General features: G+C 36.3%; 17 protein-coding genes. 11 read left to right on the top strand and 6 right to left on the bottom strand.

The window, feature by feature from the left end; translation table 11 throughout:
- Positions 1–48 precede the first annotated feature (48 nt).
- The 7 genes from iscR (at position 49) to fdx (ending at position 5421) form a co-directional block, all read left to right on the top strand.
- The gene (gene iscR, locus Q5N69_RS12720; RefSeq protein ID WP_304369333.1) at positions 49–561 is read left to right on the top strand and encodes a Fe-S cluster assembly transcriptional regulator IscR; all 513 of its coding nucleotides are present in this window, start codon (positions 49–51) and stop codon (positions 559–561) included.
- Positions 562–597: 36 nt separating this feature from the next.
- Positions 598–1812 (top strand): IscS subfamily cysteine desulfurase, encoded by a 1215-nt coding sequence (locus Q5N69_RS12715; RefSeq protein WP_304369332.1) that lies wholly within the window; start codon positions 598–600, stop codon positions 1810–1812.
- 99 nt (positions 1813–1911) lie between these two features.
- On the top strand, positions 1912–2292 hold the full coding sequence (iscU, locus tag Q5N69_RS12710; protein ID WP_304369331.1) for a Fe-S cluster assembly scaffold IscU: 381 nt from the start codon (positions 1912–1914) through the stop codon (positions 2290–2292).
- A gap of 16 nt (positions 2293–2308) precedes the next feature.
- Entirely contained in the window at positions 2309–2632 is a 324-nt protein-coding gene (gene iscA, locus Q5N69_RS12705) for an iron-sulfur cluster assembly protein IscA (protein ID WP_304369330.1), read from the top strand.
- A 27-nt stretch (positions 2633–2659) separates the two neighbouring features.
- The gene (gene hscB, locus Q5N69_RS12700) at positions 2660–3187 is read left to right on the top strand and encodes a co-chaperone HscB (RefSeq protein ID WP_304369328.1); all 528 of its coding nucleotides are present in this window, start codon (positions 2660–2662) and stop codon (positions 3185–3187) included.
- 14 nt (positions 3188–3201) lie between these two features.
- Positions 3202–5076, top strand: coding sequence for a Fe-S protein assembly chaperone HscA (hscA, locus tag Q5N69_RS12695; RefSeq protein WP_304369327.1), 1875 nt, complete (start codon positions 3202–3204; stop codon positions 5074–5076).
- A 6-nt stretch (positions 5077–5082) separates the two neighbouring features.
- Complete coding sequence (gene fdx / locus Q5N69_RS12690; protein ID WP_304369326.1) at positions 5083–5421, top strand: ISC system 2Fe-2S type ferredoxin; 339 nt, start codon at positions 5083–5085, stop codon at positions 5419–5421.
- Between the two features lie 128 nt (positions 5422–5549).
- Here fdx and Q5N69_RS12685 read toward each other — a convergent pair whose 3' ends face one another.
- Together Q5N69_RS12685 and Q5N69_RS12680 are read right to left on the bottom strand one after the other, a co-directional pair.
- Positions 5550–7703 carry a VIT and VWA domain-containing protein gene (locus tag Q5N69_RS12685; RefSeq protein WP_304369325.1) on the bottom strand — a complete coding sequence of 718 codons (2154 nt, stop codon included), beginning with the start codon at positions 7701–7703 and terminating at the stop codon, positions 5550–5552.
- 158 nt (positions 7704–7861) lie between these two features.
- Positions 7862–8599: a helix-turn-helix transcriptional regulator gene (locus tag Q5N69_RS12680; protein ID WP_304369324.1), complete on the bottom strand. Its 738-nt coding sequence runs from the start codon at positions 8597–8599 to the stop codon at positions 7862–7864.
- A 201-nt stretch (positions 8600–8800) separates the two neighbouring features.
- On the opposite strand from Q5N69_RS12680, the gene Q5N69_RS12675 reads away from it, so the two are divergent.
- Together Q5N69_RS12675 and Q5N69_RS12670 are read left to right on the top strand one after the other, a co-directional pair.
- Entirely contained in the window at positions 8801–12346 is a 3546-nt protein-coding gene (locus Q5N69_RS12675) for an acyl-[ACP]--phospholipid O-acyltransferase (protein ID WP_304369323.1), read from the top strand.
- A 349-nt stretch (positions 12347–12695) separates the two neighbouring features.
- Positions 12696–14258 (top strand): NAD(P)/FAD-dependent oxidoreductase, encoded by a 1563-nt coding sequence (locus Q5N69_RS12670; RefSeq protein WP_304369322.1) that lies wholly within the window; start codon positions 12696–12698, stop codon positions 14256–14258.
- 162 nt (positions 14259–14420) lie between these two features.
- Here the strand turns inward: Q5N69_RS12670 and Q5N69_RS12665 are convergent, their stop codons facing one another.
- From Q5N69_RS12665 to Q5N69_RS12655, 3 genes are read right to left on the bottom strand one after another with little or no spacing between them, the layout of a single operon-like run.
- Positions 14421–14942 carry a hypothetical protein gene (locus tag Q5N69_RS12665; protein ID WP_304369321.1) on the bottom strand — a complete coding sequence of 174 codons (522 nt, stop codon included), beginning with the start codon at positions 14940–14942 and terminating at the stop codon, positions 14421–14423.
- A gap of 43 nt (positions 14943–14985) precedes the next feature.
- Entirely contained in the window at positions 14986–15795 is an 810-nt protein-coding gene (locus Q5N69_RS12660) for an anti-sigma factor (RefSeq protein ID WP_304369320.1), read from the bottom strand.
- The gene (locus Q5N69_RS12655; RefSeq protein WP_304369319.1) at positions 15792–16280 is read right to left on the bottom strand and encodes an RNA polymerase sigma factor; all 489 of its coding nucleotides are present in this window, start codon (positions 16278–16280) and stop codon (positions 15792–15794) included. Before Q5N69_RS12655 ends, Q5N69_RS12660 begins: the two co-directional genes overlap by 4 nt.
- 120 nt (positions 16281–16400) lie before the next feature.
- On the opposite strand from Q5N69_RS12655, the gene Q5N69_RS12650 reads away from it, so the two are divergent.
- Both Q5N69_RS12650 and Q5N69_RS12645 read left to right on the top strand, forming a co-directional pair.
- Complete coding sequence (locus tag Q5N69_RS12650) at positions 16401–17852, top strand: S8 family serine peptidase (RefSeq protein WP_304369317.1); 1452 nt, start codon at positions 16401–16403, stop codon at positions 17850–17852.
- 328 nt (positions 17853–18180) lie between these two features.
- Positions 18181–18576 carry an ACT domain-containing protein gene (locus Q5N69_RS12645; RefSeq protein WP_304369316.1) on the top strand — a complete coding sequence of 132 codons (396 nt, stop codon included), beginning with the start codon at positions 18181–18183 and terminating at the stop codon, positions 18574–18576.
- Between the two features lie 90 nt (positions 18577–18666).
- Here Q5N69_RS12645 and Q5N69_RS12640 read toward each other — a convergent pair whose 3' ends face one another.
- Positions 18667–19596, bottom strand: coding sequence for a surface lipoprotein assembly modifier (locus tag Q5N69_RS12640; protein ID WP_304369315.1), 930 nt, complete (start codon positions 19594–19596; stop codon positions 18667–18669).
- Positions 19597–19610 lie beyond the last annotated feature (14 nt).

The raw sequence follows: 19610 nt of genomic DNA, 5'->3' as shown, positions 1-19610 counted from the left end.
ATTTTACAAGGTATTGTAAAATGCGCAGCAAAATTACAGGAGAATAGAATGAAATTGACTTCAAAAGGGCGTTATGCGGTTACAGCAATGCTTGATGTTGCCATTCATGCTGTTAACGGACCTGTATCATTAGCAGATATATCTGAACGTCAAGACATCTCATTGTCGTATCTAGAACAGTTATTCTCACGTTTACGCAAACATGGTTTAGTCACTAGTGTGCGTGGTCCTGGTGGCGGATATCGTTTAGGTAGGTGTTCAGCGCAAATTGCTGTAGCAGACGTTATTTGTGCCGTTGATGAAAGTATCAATGCTACGAAATGTTCAGGACAAGATAACTGCCAAGGCGGTGATCAATGCTTAACTCATTCATTGTGGGAAGATTTAAGCTTTCGTATAGAAGAATTTTTACAGAATATTTCATTGTCTGAATTAGTTGAACAAAGAAGTGTTAAAGCTATTTCACAACGCCAAGACAATATTCACAAGCAAAAACGTGAAAGTAATAATTCAAACAATATTTTAATTTCGACCCAAAGTATTTTACCTGATTTGCAATAATATTTGCCGATCTCTTAAGTTGGAGAGTGTTAGCTTATGAAGCTTCCTATTTATTTTGATTATTCAGCAACTACACCTGTAGATAAGCGTGTAGCTGAGAAAATGATGCAGTATATGACTACCGATGGTTTTTACGGTAACCCTGCATCTCGTTCGCACAAGTTTGGCTGGCAAGCAGAAGAAGCTGTAGATATTGCTCGTAACCAAATTGCAGATTTAATTAACGCCGATCCACGTGAAATCGTATTTACGTCTGGTGCTACTGAATCTAACAACCTTGCTATTAAAGGCGCAGCTAACTTTTACTCTAAAAAAGGTAAGCACATCATTACATGTAAAACTGAGCACAAAGCGGTTTTAGATACATGTAGAGAATTAGAGCGTCAAGGTTTTGAAGTTACTTATTTAGATCCAGAATCAAATGGTTTAATTGACTTAAAAAAATTAAACGATGCGATTCGTGAAGACACTATTGTTGTAAGCATCATGCATATAAACAATGAAATTGGTGTAATCCAAGATATCGCTGAAATCGGCGAAATGTGTCGCGCTAGAAAAATTATATTCCATGTAGATGCTGCACAAAGTGCGGGTAAAATTGCTATCGATATGGAACATCTGAAAGTTGACCTTATGTCATTTTCAGCGCATAAAATTTACGGTCCTAAAGGTATCGGTGCATTATATGTAAGCCGTAAACCTCGCGTTCGTTTAGAAGCACAAACTCACGGCGGCGGACATGAGCGCGGTATGCGTTCAGGTACACTTCCTACTCACCAAATCGTTGGTATGGGTGAAGCTTTTAGAATCGCTAAAGAAGAATTAGAGCAAGATCGCGTTCATGTAACTAAAATGAGAGATCGTCTTTGGGCTGGTATCAGCACAATGGAGCAGGTTTTCATTAATGGTGATGAAGAAAAACGTTACCCAGGCAACTTAAATGTAAGCTTCAACTTTGTTGAAGGCGAATCATTAATTATGGCCCTTAAAGATTTAGCGGTATCGTCTGGTTCAGCATGTACATCAGCTAGTTTAGAGCCTTCATATGTACTTCGTGCATTAGGTTTGAACGATGAGATGGCGCATAGCTCAATCCGTTTCAGCTTTGGTCGTTTTACTACTGAAGAAGAAATTGATCACGCAATTAACATTATTCAGCAATCAATCGGTCACTTACGTGACATGTCACCACTTTGGGAAATGTTCCAAGATGGTATTGATTTAGATTCAATCGAATGGGCTGCTCACTAGTTAGCACCTATAAACAAGTATTGTTTTACGACTTATTATTTATTTTTCAAAGCCTAAGGGCTAAATAATAAGTCACTTAAACAACTTAGGAGAAATATCATGGCTTATAGCGAAAAAGTAATCGATCATTATGAAAATCCTCGTAACGTTGGCTCTATGGATAAGAATGATCCAAATGTAGCAACGGGTATGGTTGGCGCACCTGCATGTGGTGACGTAATGAAGTTACAACTTAAAATCTCTGCTGAAGGCATTATTGAAGATGCTAAATTCAAAACTTACGGTTGTGGTTCAGCTATCGCTTCTAGCTCATTAGTTACAGAATGGGTTAAAGGTAAGTCTATCGACGAAGCTGCAGAAATTAAAAACACTGCAATCGCTGAAGAATTAGCATTACCACCAGTAAAAATTCACTGTTCTATTTTAGCTGAAGATGCTATCAAAGCAGCGATCGCAGATTACCGCACTAAAAAAGCATAGTTAAAGAGGTACTAGTATGAGTGTTACAATGACTCCTGCAGCTACTGAACGAGTACAATCGTTCATGGCTAACCGAGGCAAAGGCCTTGGTTTGCGCTTAGGTATAAAAACTACAGGTTGTTCTGGTTTAGCATATGTACTTGAGTTTGTAGACGACCTTAATGAAGATGATGAACTTTTTAGCATTAATGATGTAAACATAATTATTGATGCTAAAAGTTTAGTTTACCTAGATGGTATTGAATTAGACTTCATTAAAGAAGGCTTAAACGAAGGTTTTAAATTCACAAACCCTAACGCGAAGGGTGAGTGTGGTTGTGGCGAGAGCTTCAACGTTTAATTTTTTGTATACAGAACTGGATTTATAGTGAATTATTTTCAATTATTTGGTTTAGAAGACCAATTCGATCTCGATACAACAAAATTAGCTGAAGTATATCAATCATTGCAAAAAACGGTTCATCCAGACCGTTTTGCTCATGCTTCTTCTCAAGAGCAATTACTTGCTGTTCAAAAGTCGTCAATGATCAACGACGCATATCAAACATTAAAAAAACCACTAACGAGAGCAACCTATATTATAACGTTGCGCGGTACAGAAATGCCGAACGAACAAGCGTCGTTTGGAGATACTGCTTTTTTAATGCATCAAATGGAATTACGTGAAATGTTGGCTGAAATTAGAGACTCAGACGATATTGAAGCTGCAATATTTAATGCAGCACAAACGTTAGATGAAGAATACCAACAGCTATTTAATGTCATGCAAGCTCAGATCAATGAGAATACGCCTGAAACTAATTTGCTAGCGAGCGACAATCTACGCAAACTTAAATTCTATCAAAAACTTCAAATAGAGTTAGATCGCCTCGAAGAAACTCTACTAGATGATTAATTAAAAGATCCCCTATGGCTTTATTACAAATTGCAGAACCAGGACAAAGTACAGTTCCACATGCTCACAACCTAGCAGTAGGTATTGACTTGGGTACAACCAATTCACTTGTTGCCAGCGTTAAAAGTGGTGTAGCTGAAACCTTACAAGACGAACAAGGTGTTGATATTCTTCCTTCAATCGTTAGTTATCAAACCGACGGTATTTTAGTAGGTAATAGCGCAAAAGCATTTTCGGTGAATGATCCTGAAAATACTATCGTTTCTGCAAAGCGTTTAATCGGCCGTTCGTTAAGTGATATTCAATCAAAATATCCGTCACTACCTTACGACTTTTGTGGTGATGATAATCATCCTGAAATCAAAACACGACTTGGACAAATTAATCCTGTTCAAGCGTCAGCAGAAATTCTTAAAACACTTGTAGCTCGTGCTGAAAAATCTTTAGGTGGAGAACTTAAAGGTGTTGTTATTACAGTACCTGCACATTTTGATGATGCGCAACGTCAAAGTACTAAAGATGCGGCTAAGTTAGCAGATGTAAACGTACTACGTTTATTGAACGAACCTACAGCAGCTGCCGTTGCTTATGGTTTAGACACTAAGCATGAAGGTAAACAACAAGGTGTTATCGCAGTATATGACCTTGGCGGTGGTACTTTTGATATTTCAGTATTACGCTTAAACAAAGGTGTTTTTGAAGTACTTGCTACCGGTGGCGATGCAGCATTAGGCGGCGATGATTTCGACGTTACTTTAGTTGATCACCTTATTGATCAAGCACAGCTTAGCCGACCTTTATCACGTAAATTAGAACGTCAGCTTTCTCAACAAGCGTGTAATGCTAAAGAGCAATTAAGCCAAAATGATTCAACCGAGATCAACTTAGTATTAGAGAACGGTGAAAAATGGCAAGGTACTTTAACCAAAGAAACATTTAATAGCTTAATATCAAGCCTAGTAAATAAAACACTACGAGCTTGTAAGCGTACTTTGAAAGATGCCGATATCACAACAGAAGAAGTGCTTGAAGTTGTTATGGTTGGTGGTTCAACAAGAGTACCTTTAGTGCGTGAAGAAGTAGAAAAATACTTCAAGAAAACACCACTTACGTCAATCGACCCTGATAAAGTTGTTGCTATAGGCGCGGCTATTCAAGCAGACATTCTTGCAGGTAACAAACCTGACAGTGATATGTTGCTACTTGACGTAATTCCACTTTCACTTGGTTTAGAAACTATGGGTGGATTGGTTGAAAAAGTTATTCCAAGAAACACCACAATTCCTGTAGCGAAAGCACAAGAATTTACAACCTTTAAAGACGGACAAACCGCTATGGCTGTTCATGTTTTACAAGGTGAACGTGAATTAGTTGAAGATTGTCGATCACTAGCACGTTTTGAATTACGTGGTATTCCAGCAATGACGGCGGGCGCTGCACATATTCGTGTAACCTTTAAAGTTGATGCTGATGGCTTGTTACAAGTTTCTGCCATGGAAAAATCTACAGGTGTAGAATCTAGTATTGAAGTTAAGCCTTCATTCGGATTAGAAGAAAATCAAATAGCTTCGATGCTAAAAGCCTCTATGAGTAATGCTAAACAAGACATAGAAGCACGTATGGTAAAAGAGCAACAAGTTGAAGCAGCTCGTGTAATCGAGTCAGTTCAGTCAGCAATTGCTGCTGATGGCAACTTACTAAGCGAAGATGAAGCAAATGTTATCAATGAAGCTATCGCTGCTTTAAACAAAATTATACAATCAGATGTAGCTGACGATATTGAATCGGCTATTGAGAAATTAAACGAAAGCACTGCTATTTTCGCTGAAAGACGTATGGATTCATCCATCAAAACAGCATTAGCAGGTCATTCAGTAGACGAGGTTTAGTGTCACATGCCAAAAATTATATTTTTACCTAACGAAGAATTATGCCCAGACGGTGCAGTATTAGAAGCTGAAACTGGCGAAAGCGTACTTAATGTCGCTTTAAAAAATGATATTGGAATCGAGCACGCATGTGAAAAAGTATGTGCATGTACTACATGTCATATTATCATTCGTGAAGGTTTCGACTCAATTGAAGAAAGCGACGAGCTTGAAGAAGACATGCTTGATAGAGCATGGGGTTTAGAACCAGATTCACGTCTTGGTTGTCAGGCTATTGTTGGTGATATCGACCTAGTTGTTGAAATTCCAAAATACACAGTAAATATGGTGTCTGAAAACCACTAGTATTTATTTCAAAGTAAAATCTTTGTTTAGAATATCAAAAAGGGTAGTAACAGTAATGTTACTACCCTTTTTTTCGTTTATTTTTCCTGTTTATTTAGCCGTTTTATGATGCAAACTAAAGGAAAGCTTTATGCTGAGGTAGAACTGTTACGAATGAATAACAAAGCACCAAAGAACAGAATCATTCCGTAACCAATGCTACCGCCACCACTACCACCGCTTCCATTATTGCTGCTATGATTAGCGGAGTTGCTGTTATACATAGGTTTATCTGTATCTACTCTATTATTTTTTACTAAAGCATTTTTTCTTAATTGTTGTTTGTTGTGTTCGTTACCGACTCTCTTTTTGTTGTTGCGGTCGATATTGTATTGTGCAAATTGTTCTTCACTCATTACGATTAATGAGGTGTAGTTTGTTACTAAGCCATAATCTATTGCTATATCTGTAATGGCTTGTTCGGTGTCTTTATCATTACCAAGGTATGCCATTTTATTTTCTAAATCTTCAATTTTGTTAAATGCCCATAACCTTTCTATTTCAGGGTTTAAAGTACTCTTTTTAGGAAAGTTAAAATGTGTCGTGTAGCTTTTATCTTGTCCTGATATTTTTCCTTTAATTTCAACGTTCGCTAATCCATCTCCCCAGTAATGACCCATTACTATAAGTTGTTGACCGCGGTATAAACTGCCTATTTTTTCAGGTGTGAGGTCTTTAACTTTTATTCCAGAAAACTTTACTTCAATATCGTGAAAAGCTTGATGCGTTAACTTACTCGTTGCTTGCATTAATTGCCCAACAATATCATCGCTGTTTGATACATTAATCGCAAAACCATTAGAAACTTTTACCATACCTTCAAGCAAAGGCCGGTTTGTACTGTTTCCCATCACAAAGGTAAATAATCTAATATCGTGTTGTTCTAATAATGTTAAGAATAATTTTTTCTGAGTAACCCCTACATTAGCTACCCCGTCAGTAACTAAAACAAGAGCGCTGCTGCGATCTGAATCTAGCATATCAATACCTAGTTTAATGCCATCATAAAGGTTGGTACTGCCATTAGGAGTTTGTTCTAATAACGTATTTGACCATTGTTTAACATTACTTTGCGTTGCACTTACAAAACCATTTGTTACTTCTTTAGCGTTGTCGCTAAAAATGATAATTCTAAAACGATCTTTAGGGTTTAGTTTTGCTAAACCTTTATTAACACCTTCTACCATGCTGTGGTATTTACCCTGCATAGAGCCTGAATAATCCAGCACAAATAACCAGTCACGTCCTTCAGTAATTACATTTAAATCATCGCCGGGTGTTACTGTCATCATAAATGTACCGCGATCTTTGTCTGCTTCCTTATAGCTAATTAGCTCAACTCTACCTGGTAAGTTCGCTTTATGTCGCCAATACACCACAATGTCTTGATCTAAAGTGTGTACGATATTTGTAGCTGATATATTTTTAGTTAAAGATGAAGAAGTTTCTTCTCTTAATTGAGAGTTGCTCGATAATTGAGGTTCATTGCTGAGGGCTTGGCTTTCGCTAGTTATAGCTTTATTGGCTGTTGCGTCGTTAATTAACTCAACAGACCATTCTTGTTCAGATATTTTTGTAACTTTTGCATTAGGGTGCTTAGGTAACCTAAATTGATCTACAGGGTAAGAAGAGCGAAATAAAAGCTTAAAACTAAAGTGCTCAGTAACAGTATTATTATAATCCCAAAAAGCGAGCTTTTCTGTGTCAGTTCCACCGTCTTCTAACGGGTAAACATAGCGGCCTATTGAAGTTTCAACATGAGCTGGCTGTATATATACAAGTTTTATACGCACATCTTGATTTGCTCTTACAGGGTAAACATGGCTTTCAAAGGCTTTATAACTGTTTTGTTCTGTTAAAGCAGTTTCTCTTCCTGCCTGTTTCTCTTGTTTGTATATGTTGCGAGCTTTTTCTTTTTCAACAACTTCACCAGTTACAGGCTTGCCATCAATCCAATAAGTAAATTCGCCTACTGCTGCTTTTCTTGGCACAGGAAAAGAGTATTTAGCCTCTAGGTCATCACTTGTTGGGTTGAAAAATACTTGCTCAATGCTTGTAATTGCATATCCGTCTTCGATAGCAACATTAACATGGTGTTCTTTAATATTTAATTGGTCTACTGAGCTATTTATTGGCTGCATTAAACCCGTAGCAAAGCTACTAATACTAAAGAATATTGAAATCACTAAAGTAAAAACGATTAACGTGAATTTTTTGAATTGATTAAACCATAAGCTTTTCATTACAAACCCTTACTTTTTCACTTAACAACAACGCCAGCGGTTGTTGCTTTTTGTTATGCGAGAGAGTTTGGTTTTTTGTATTACTTAACGCAACTGTAAAAGATAAAGTCGTGTGTTAGGCAACTTATGGTATTAAATATCGATACTTTTAGGTGTGATTAATTTTGATTGCGCAAATGTTCAAACAATCCATAACGCCAACCTCTAATAGCTAATACCGCGGTTACACCATGTCGGTCATTAAGGTTAAGATTAGTATCTTCTTGATTTAATAGCTCGAATTCTCGCGCTAAACGTTTTAGTTTACGTTGAAACTCACCATTACTTTGATTTGATAACATACCGTTTAGCACTAATAATATTTCATCATTATGCTCAAATTGGCTATTGAAATATTCGTTACCAATTGTTTGTTGAAAGAACCGTTGAATAGGTCCATTTTCACGCCAACCAAAATTACTATCAACCAACAACTTAATGCGATTACCTGGTAATAAATCGATAATTTTGAGCTTGTCTAATTGTGCTAATTTTTGAATGCATTCCGTTTCAGGCATCTGATAATGGTCCATCATTTCAGCCATAGTCCATTTATTCAGTACGCAAATAGTGATGAGCAATAAATTAATGTCTTTGGTAATTTCTTGTTCTTGTTCAACACTTAATCGCTGCAGCTGTCCTTGCTGTTCACTCATGGTTTTTACTAAGTCTGATATCTCTAAATTCATCATTTGGCATATTTGATCAAGGCGAACTAAAGAAATATTTTCTTCTGAGAATAATCGTTTAATACTCGCTTGAGCTAAATCTAAATGTTTTGCAACATCAGCATAAGTTAAGCCATTGGCTTTTAATTCTTTTTTTAGTGCTTTAAGTAGTGCGCTTGTTTGAGCCATATCCGTTTTACTTCTTCTTTAATAAGCGATTCGCGTGTTAATCTTTCATGATGTTTTGAATAATAATCACATAAAACCTGTACATGGTATCATTTAACGATACCCTTTGGCTAATATAACGCGACAGTTAAGGTAGTGGTAGCAAAATAAAGTAATCATCTGCATGCTAGCGCTACTTATTACAAACTTTTAGGGAAGAAAATGAAGCAATTATTTAGTTATAAAGGCTTTTTCGCTTATTTAGCGATGGTATTTATAAACGCCTTTGTAGATTTAGGGCATAAAATTATTATTCAGAATACCGTGTTTAAAATGTACGACGGTGACATACAAATAATACTAACTGCTGTAGTTAATGGATTAATTCTATTACCTTTTATTCTCCTGTTTACTCCTTCTGGCTTTCTTGCCGACAAATACCCTAAACCACAAATAATGCGCAATAGTGCGATTTTTGCAATTATCGCTACGTTATTAATTACTCTATGTTATTCGCAAGGCTGGTTTATCGCTGCTTTTGCTTTAACGTTTGTTATGGGGATTCAATCTGCTATTTATTCACCTGCCAAATATGGTTATTTAAAAGAGTTAATTGGCGTGAAAAAGTTAGCTGAAGGTAATGCGCTTGTGCAGGCCATTACTATTGTTTCTATTCTTGCCAGTACTTTTGTTTTTTCAGCTTTTTTCGAATATTTATTAATAGACGTTGAGTTAGACAGTACCGCCACCATTATGCAGAGTGTTGTTGTATTAGGCTGGGTATTTGTTGTGTTATCGGTTGTTGAATGGTTGTTCTCTCGTCAGTTAGAGAAAACTAAAGAACGTGACGATAACAAAGTATTTGTAAAAGACGATTACCTAAAAGGTACTTACCTTAAAGCGAATTTTAAAACTATTTTTGAAAAGCGTGAGGTTTGGTTATCTATTGTTGGTTTATCTATATTTTGGGCTGTTTCACAAGTCATGCTAGCAACGTTTCCTGCGTTCGCAAAAGAAACCTTAGCGATTGATAACACACTTATAATTCAAGCCATTTTGGGCTCTACAGGTATTGGTATTGTTATTGGTTCTTTGTGGGCAGCGCGTATTTCTAAAAATCATATTGAATTAGGACTGATACCTATTGCTGCCGTTGGTTTTGCATTTCTTTTAGGTGGTGTGGCTGGCTTAACCTCTGTTTACTCAATGGCCGCCATGTTCCTTGGTTTAGGTGTGGCGGGTGGATTGTTAATTGTTCCATTAAATTCACTAATGCAATATCACGCAAAAGAAAATGAATTGGGTACTGTTTTAGCGGGTAATAATCTAGTACAAAATGTGACGATGTTAAGTTTTTTAATTGGCACCATTGTGCTGGTTAGCTTAGGCCTTAGTAGTGTTAATATTTTCTATTTATTGATGTCTATCTCACTAGCTGGAGCAATTTATACCGTATATCAATTACCTCATTCATTAATCACGATTTTGGCTGCTTTGGTATTAAATCGTAAATATAAGATTGATGTATTAGGCTTTGATAACTTACCTGAAAGCAAAGGTCTCCTGCTATTAGGTAATCATATTAGTTGGATTGACGGCATCTTATTACAAATGGTTTGCCCACGAAAAGTGCGCTTTGTAATGCTACGTAGTATTTATAACCTATGGTATTTAAAGCCATTAATGAAGTTTTTCGGTTGTATTCCAATCAGTTCAGGAAACAGTAAAGGTTCATTAGATGCAGTGAATCAGGCTTTAAAAAATGGTGATGTGGTTTGCTTATTTCCAGAAGGGGCTATAAGCAGAACAGGTTCGTTAGGTGTATTTAGAACAGGTTTTGAACGTGTGGTTGATGATGTTGATGGTGTGATTGTGCCTTTCTATTTACATGGATTATGGGGAAGCCGTTTATCACGAGCTAATAGTAAAAAATTACAAAAGAATACAGGTAATGGCTTTCGTAGAAATATCTCAATAACTTTTGGTAAACCTTTACCAATGAACACACCTGCTAATGTTCTAAAGCATGAAGTATTTGAATTATCGTATGACGCATGGGATCTACAAACATCAAAATCGGATCCTTTAGCATTGACTTGGTTACGTACTGCATTTAAACACAAAAGTGATGTTTCGGTGATTGATAGTAATGGTCAAGTATTTTCAAATCGTAAGTTAGTTATAGCCACTACTTTATTCGCGAGCAAAATCGCCAGAATGGATAAAAGTCAAAATATAGGTTTAATGCTACCTGCTAGTTCTGCAGCTGTTATTACCAACATGGCGGTATTATTAAAAGGTAAAACAACGGTAAATTTAAACTACACCACGAGTGTAAGTTCGGTACAAAAAGGTATAGAAAATGCAGAAATCAAAACGGTATTTACATCAAAGAAGTTTGTACAAAAACTAATATCTAAAAACATCGATGTTGAAGCAATGCTTAAAAATGTAAAGGTGGTGTATTTAGAAGAACTTAAAACACAAATATCTAAAGTTCGTTTTCTCTCGGTATTATTGGCGACTTATTTACTGCCTGTAAATGTATTTCACTTTTTGTTCGGGAAAACTGTTTCATTAAATGATAATGCCGCTATTTTGTTTTCAAGTGGAAGTGAAGGGATCCCTAAAGGGATCATGTTAAGCCATCATAATTTTATTGCTAACATTAGACAAATTAGTGATGTACTCAGAACTCGTGAAGATGAAGTTGTAATGGGCTCGTTACCACCATTTCATTCATTTGGTTTAACGGTTACTACCTTCTTACCACTTATTGAAGGCGTACCTGTAGTATGTCATCCAGACCCTACTGATGTATTAAATATTTCTAAAGCAATATCAAAATACAAAGCAACCTTGTTATGTGCAACGGCTACATTTTTAAGGCTGTATACACGTAATAAAAAAGTACAACCGTTAATGTTAGAGAGTTTACGTACTGTTGTTGCGGGTGCTGAAAAACTACCCGAAACAGTTCGTAGTGAGTTTAAAGCGAAGTTTAATACCGATATTTATGAAGGTTATGGAGCTACTGAAACGACACCTGTTGCAAGTGTAAATATGCCAGATCAGCTTGATCAAAATGATTGGCGTGTTCAGCAGGGTAATAAACCCGGTACGGTAGGTATGCCATTACCAGGTTGTGCGTTTCGTATTGTTGACCCTATTAGTTTAGAAAGTTTACCAGCAGGTGAAAGTGGATTAATTTTAATTTCAGGTAACCAAGTGATGTCAGGATATTTGAAAGATGAAGCTAAAACTAAAGAAGTGATTGTTGAGCTTGATGGACGCCGCTGGTACAAAACGGGTGATAAAGGTTATTTAGATTGTGATGGTTTTTTATCAATTGTTGATCGTTATTCACGCTTTGCCAAAGTAGGTGGTGAAATGGTGAGTTTAACGGCGGTTGAAGAAGCCGTATGTACTTCGCTAGCAGCTTTGAATCTTAATGATTTAGATGAAACCAGTTCATATAAGAATAGCTCAGATGAAAACAGTGCTGACAAAAATAAAGCCGTTGAGATTTTAGCGGTAAATTTACCTGATGCTAAAAAAGGTGAACGCATAGTGCTGTTATCTAATATCGCCATAGATTTAAAAGCGCTAAAAGATATACTCATTAGCCAGCAAGTCAACGCACTTATGTTGCCTTCTGATATTTACCAAGTGGATGAATTACCTAAACTTGGCAGTGGTAAAAGTGATTTCGCAGGTGCTAAAAAGTTAGCTGTAAAACTTGCATCATCAACAGAAAATAACGCTTAAACAAAAGTAATTAAAAGTCAGGCATTGATGGCTAGTTTTTTATTTAGTTAAACAGTGTTTTAAAATGAGGGTAATAACAGCGATGTTATTACCCTTCTTATTTCGTTAAGAGAAAATGATAAAGGAGAAAGGGCGTAATAAAGTAGAAATTTAATAAAGTAGTAGTAACAGTTTTGTTTTGTTCTAGTTGTATTCTTATCATCAGTAATAAAGGCTATAATAATTTAAGACTGTTATCCATTGTACTTCCTTATCTTTTTCTTATGATGAGAAGCCAAAAGCTAGCCAAGTAATAATCGACCATAAATAAACAACCATCAATAAGCCATAAAATGAGCAAGTAGCAGATATGCAAAATGTAGAAGATCATTGGACTACTTGTTCTAACTGCCAAGGCAGTGGTAAAAAAAGTAAACGGATCCGTAAAAAAGCTAAACTGCGTTATCAACGAGAGTTAGACGAATTTGAAAAAAATAATGCTGAAGGTATCCCTCCTGTTCGCCCTAAAGGTCACTTAGACAATTGTATTGTTTGCAACGGCTCTGGTTTGGTTGCTTGTGCTGAGCAAATGTTAGCCGATAAAAGATACCCTAATATCGCTATTATTGGTGGCGGAATAGGCGGAGTTGCTCTTGCCGTAGCTTGTTTACATCGTGGTATTCCTTTTACCCTTTATGAACGCGATAATAACTTTGAAGCACGTTCACAAGGCTATGGACTTACGCTGCAACAAGCGAGTAGGGCAATTGAAGGTTTAGGCATATTTTCGTTAAACGAAGGCATCATTTCAACCCAGCACGTAGTACACACCACCGACGGGAAAGTTATAGGTGAGTGGGGCAGTAGAAAATGGTTATCTACGGGAGATAAGGCTTTAGCAAAACGAACTAACGTGCATATAGCTAGACAGGCATTACGTTTAGCATTACTTGAACAATTGGGGGATCGGTCAGCAGAACAATTCGGCGAGCAAGACTTAAATAGCTCAATAAAATGGGGACATCAGTTAATAGATTTTAATGGCGCTGAAAGCCTAAATGAAAGTGAAAATAATAATGTAAATATAAATGGCAGCAAAAATGAAGCGATAGGGTTGAGTTTTCAAGTAGGTAACGAGATAAAGCATGCTAGTGCAGATCTTATTGTTGGTGCCGACGGAATTCGCAGTTCGGTGCGTGAGTTATTACTAGGAGAAGGAGCTTTTCCTTTATGTTATTTAGGCTGTATTGTTATTTTGGGTATATGCCCGTTAGCCGCTATTGAAAATTTATCCCCTTCAGATTTTGACCTTTCTTTGCTTGATTCAGCCACAGTATTTCAAACAGCTAATGGCAATGAACGTATTTACGTTATGCCTTACTCGTTTGACTCAATAATGTGGCAATTGAGTTTCCCTATGACGGAAGAAGCAGCTAAAGCGCTAAGTGAAAAAGGTTCTCAGGCACTTAAAGATGAAGCGTTAAGTCGATGTCAGTGGCATGATCCTATTCCTCAAATTTTAGCTGCTACTATGGCTACACAGATTTCTGGTTATCCTGTTTATGACCGAAAATCTCTCACTCCAGATCTATTGCAAAAAAACGAACAAGTTACTCTTATTGGCGATGCGGCTCATCCCATGAGTCCTTTCAAAGGACAAGGTGCTAATCAAGCTTTACTTGATGCACTTGCATTAGCTAGAGGTATAACAAAAGAATGTCGACCTTTATCGCAATGGCGAGAGGTTGGTATAAGAGAAAGCATGCTTAACGATTTTGAAGCTGAAATGCTAGAACGAAGTATGGTTAAAGTTAAAGACTCAGCTGAGGCTGCAAAGTTTTTACATTCTGAAACAGTCCTCCATGAAGGTGATGAACCAAGAGGTCGTTGCTTAATAAGAAAAGAACAAAAAAAGCAAGAATTGAAAAGTTAAAAGCTTAATACTAAAAAGGGTAGTAACCTTATGATCTAAATTCATCATAACGTTATTACCCTTTATTTATAAGGTTCATCAGCTTTGCAACTGGCTGCATAATTAACATAGAATAAATTAACTTAGAATTAATTAACTTAGCAGAGTTTAACTTAAACTGATTTACTCTTTATTTTCAGCATTTATTTGATACTTAGCTTCCATATTAGTGATTATCTCACGCGCTTCGTAGCTGTCTTGTGTTTCAGGACGAACACCTTTACCTAGTTTTATTTCTAAAATACTTTCGATGTCTTGACCTTGATCACTTAAGTTAATACCTATACCTAATTGAGTGCTTGGCTGATTTCTACAGCCATATAAACCACAATCACGACTTGTACCTATGCCTGTATGAATTGTACTGCGTGGTTGGTTTTTACCGTCAACTAACACATCACGATTTGTTACTACAAACCAATCGTAGCCTTCACGAACAGTTAATTCGGCTGCACGTAAAAAAGTGTAATCAATGGCTTTAAGCTTGTTGTCGTCACGAGTTTTGAAGTGCACGCGTATTTTATCTTGATTCAAAATACTTTCTTGATAGCCATAGCCGTTATTCTTGGCTGCGCGATATTCTGGGCTTGACGAACAAGCAGCTAAAAAACCGATAAGTGTTGCTAATATAATTATTTTTTTCATAATATTTTCCTCATTTAATCTAGGTTAGAGTAAGCCTTTATAGTTACTTTGCCCAACGATTATTAATTACTTGTTGTTCTTGTTGTTTATCTAAAAAGTCACCTGAAGCCATATTGTCTATTTGCTCTCGTAACATGCTGTTTGACGTAGCGGTTTGGTAGTTTTGTGTCGCTTGTTTCTGTTCGACAACAGTTAAAGCTAATTCCCATTCTTGATTAACACGACAAGCGATATTACGTTCAATATCTATTTTACTCGTTACATCATATTGGCGACAAAAGTTACCTTGCTGATTATTAAAAGTGAGTTGAGTTTTTATGGTTTTACCATTCGCTAATGTTTGTTCATTGCCACTGGTTTTCTGCTCTAATATTTGAGCAACTTCTTGCCAGTTATCGCCTGATAAATTGTTTGTTTGACTAAACACAGTAGCAAACAGTCCTGCTGCAACAGCTATGCTAGCAGCTAAAGCAAAAGGCTTGTTGGTTGAGTTTTTTGCACGCTGCCAAAGGCTAACAACATTACTTTTTTCTTCCGAACTACGTGTATTGTTTAGATCTTGCTGGCTTGCTGTATTTTCGGAAAAATTCTCAGCAGCTTGTATAGCAGTCACCGAAGCTTTTTCTTCTGGTATCGCTGCTAATAATTCGTTAATAGCCGCAGGTAAAGGTTGCTGATTAATTTCATCATATTTAGTCGCTATAACTTCATCAACCATAGCCAAGTCAGCTAAACGGTTCGCTAAGTTGTCATCCTCAAGTAATGCTTCTCTGATCTGCTCCATTTGTTGCTCAGGTAATTCGGCATCTAAAAAGGCAGATAAAACCTCATCGCTTATTGTTAGGTTATTCATGCCATTACTCCTGTACTGTTATTTAAACATTGGCTTAAACTAATTCGTGCTCTAGATAATCGACTCATTACCGTACCTATGGGAATTTCTAGTGTTTCAGATACTTCTTTATACGACATGCCCTGAATAGCGACTAACGACAAAATTGAACGTTGCTCGTGAGGTAATACATCCATCGCATTATTCACTTGCTGTAAACTAATTTTATCATTTTGTTGTTTTTCTTCATTCACTATTTGGTTTTCTGTTAACTCTGGAGACTCTGCTGCCGTTTGTCTAACCTTGCGTGATCTGTATTCATCAATCCATAAGTTACGGCATACTCGAAACATCCATTTATTTAATTCTACATTTTCAGGCACGCCTTTTGTTAATATGCGTTCAATTGTATTTTGCAGTAAATCGTCTGCATCATGTTGATTACCTGTTAACGAATACGCGAATCGTCGTATCATTGGTACTAAAGCTATTATCTGATTTTTCATTTAATCTCTCCTGTTATACTGAGTAGACGAATGACAATGAAGTTTATTCCCAAGTTTTTGGAATTATTTTTATTCTAATACGTTTAATTAGTACAGCCCTCGTTTTTTATAGGAAAAATAATGAAAAGTTTCACCAAAGCCGCATGGGGATTTTTACTCAGTATAACATTTTCTACCTCGCTTATGGCGAATGGCTTATTGGGTAAACAACTGTCAACTATAGAAAATTCAATCTTGAACGACAGTATTATCAATCGCCAAACCGATATCATCAATAACCGAGTTGATAGAGTAAAAAATAAAACACAGTCATTAGTCGATCTTTCACAATTATTAACACATTTACCTGAAGGAGAGGTCAGCTCGCTAATTGCTCCCGTAGGTAATTTAACTGAATCAATTAACATTTTAGATGTGGCAGGTAATACTTTATTTCGAGAAGTTGAAGTGGAAAATGGCTGGCGAGCCATAGAACATCAATGGTTAGTGATGACCTCTCAAGCTGAGTTAAAACAGCTACAGCAACTTGCTAGAAATAATGTTGTTGCACTGGTTAGTACAAAAGAATTTAATACTTTAGGTTTAACATTAGTGCAATTTAAAGTTAAACCATTATTCGACAATAAAGAACAGCTTACGTCGATATTACCTTCATCGTTACATAATAAATTAGCTCGCGATTATGTTTATCAAACGCAAAGTAACTCCCAAGATCCAAATATAAGCCAAGTAAACACTGAAGTACTTTCCAATAAAGAAATAGCTCCAATTCAAAGCCTTAATAGTGAAAGTCAGCTTGATAAGACACTGAACAACGCGGCTTGTTTGGCACCACTTTCTATTGGTATGGTCGACACAGCAATTGATGTTCAGCATCCGGTATTTAAGAATAAAACCATAACTCGTCAAAGTTTCATTGCTGAAAACTTAGCTGCGCCTAAAGCTCACGGAACAGCTGTTTCTGCCCTGTTAGTCAGTAATTCGTCACAAGTGCCAGCGTTATTACCTAAAGCTAAATTATTTGCAGCAGAAGTGTTTTATGGGCAAAACGATTTCAGCCAAGGTGCTAATCTATTTAACTTGGTATCAGGTATTAATTGGTTGTTAAGCCAAGAAGTTAGTGTGATAAATATGAGTTTAGCTGGACCAGATAATCCAATTTTAGCGAATGTTATTAATATCGCTTTAACTAAAAACATTGCGATTGTTGCGGCAGTTGGAAATGAAGGTCCGCATTCTCCACCTTTGTATCCAGCGGCTTATAAAAACGTTATTGGTGTTACTGCGGTAGATGACAAAAATAGATTATATCGGTGGGCTAATCGTGGCGATTATGTTGATTTTTCTGCACGCGGTGTGTCAGTTAAAACCGCACGTTTATCTGGTGATTTTGGTTTTGAGAGTGGAACATCAATGGCAGCACCAGTAATAACAGCTTATGCTGCTTGTGCAAAATATAAGGCTGAACAAACATCAGCAAACTATTTAGATTTACTTAATACTCAAGCCTTAGATCTAGGTGATAAAGGCTACGATACGTTATTTGGCAATGGCCGTATTGGTGGTTCGTGAAATAGGAGATAGGTTTATTATTACTATGTTATTTTTATTTAAGAGGGAATAAGTTGAAAGAAGAACAATACTCGATCGCTTTATATTATCTAGTTTTATGTTTTTGGCTTGTTGGTGTTATCTATCTTTTTTATTCTGTAGTAACTTTTTTATATGACTGTATAAATTCAGCTAAAAATAAAGAGGCTAAAAACATTACACTCAACGATTTCCCTATAGTAAAATCATTACTTTACTTACTATTACTCATTTTAATGCTTATTATAATCCCTCAAGTAATATTTAACTTGAGCATAAACCTATAACAGAAAATCAAAAGGACACATCAATGATTGGTGAAACTAATTTAGACAAACTACTCGAATCAATGTCACCAGCACTTATTCCTGGTGAATATGTATTTTGCACTGTAAAAGGTGAATATAACGACTATCAAGCATTGTCTCCTTTAGCAACGTTTCGTGAAACAGAAGGCTTAACCCTTGTTGTAACTAAAGAAGCTGCCGTTACGCATCAACTACCTTTTGAATCTGTATTTAAAGGTATTACTTTAACTATTCACTCAAGCTTAGATGCTGTGGGGTTAACTGCTGCTGTGTCTACTAAGCTAGCGGAGAAAGGTATCAGCGCGAATGTTATTGCTGCGTACTATCATGATCATATTTTTGTTCAAGCAGAAAAAGCTGAATTAGCGATTGAAGCACTAGGTGAGTTTGCTCGTTAATACTTGTCTTAAATAAATTATTGCCCAAATAGATGCGTGTTTATCTATTTGGGCTTTTCTATTGTTGCCAGTAAGACATTTTGATTAGTGTTAGAAAGTGCCTTTAATTGATAATGAGCTCACGGTTTCGTCATAATTCAACGATTCAATTGTTGAGTCATAATTACCATATTCAACTTTTGTATTTAATGACCAGCTTGGTGTTATTTCAAATATCCATTGTGCGTCTACCACTTGGCTTTTATCTTTACGCTGAGACTCTAGGTTTGAGCTAAATTGTTCTTCGGTGATTGTCGGCTCATAATCTCGTTTATTAAATTGCCATCCAAATTGTATTTGTTGATCATGATCCCAACCAACAAAACTATGTGAATATAAAGCGCGAACACCTAAACCTCTATAATCAAACTGGTTGTCGCTTGCGTTTTCATTGTCGATATTTAAATTCAAAGATACAAAGCTTTTAGCTTGATTAAAAAAGAAGAAATGTTGATTACTCACACCAAAACTTGTCGCATCACGGTCAGTTAAGTTAGCAAATTCTTTTCTTTTGTAGTCAGTTGAAAAACGTAATAAATAACGCTGGTTGTATAATTTAGACCAATACACACTGTTTTGGCTAAATTGCAAAAAATCATCGTTATTAAGTTCAGCATCAACAAAATAATAACTTGTACCTATAGTTGAGCCAGCTAAACGGTAATCTAAATCAAACGCCACTTTTGCTAAATTCAGATCATAAGTATCGTAAGTTTGGTAATCATTTACTTGGTAACTTAAATTAGATTTTAAGGTTAACTTATCTGAAATCTGCCATTTTACTTTAGCTTCACCTTGTAAAGTTAATGCAACATCAGATTGCTCACTTACTTGATCAAGCTCGGCAATCGTTAAAGTATCGTCATGTTTAATACCTGTATTAATTTCCCATGTAACGTCAACTGCATCGGCATGAACAACGCTAGCTATGGCTGATACCATTAATGTACTAATGATTAAAGGTTGGTTAAATTTTTTCATTTTGATGATCCATA

The organism is Pseudocolwellia sp. AS88 (assembly GCF_030551755.1).
Lineage (GTDB): Bacteria > Pseudomonadota > Gammaproteobacteria > Enterobacterales > Alteromonadaceae > Pseudocolwellia.
Note: the sequence above shows the minus strand (reverse complement) of the source record. Positions and strands in the feature narration are given on the sequence as shown.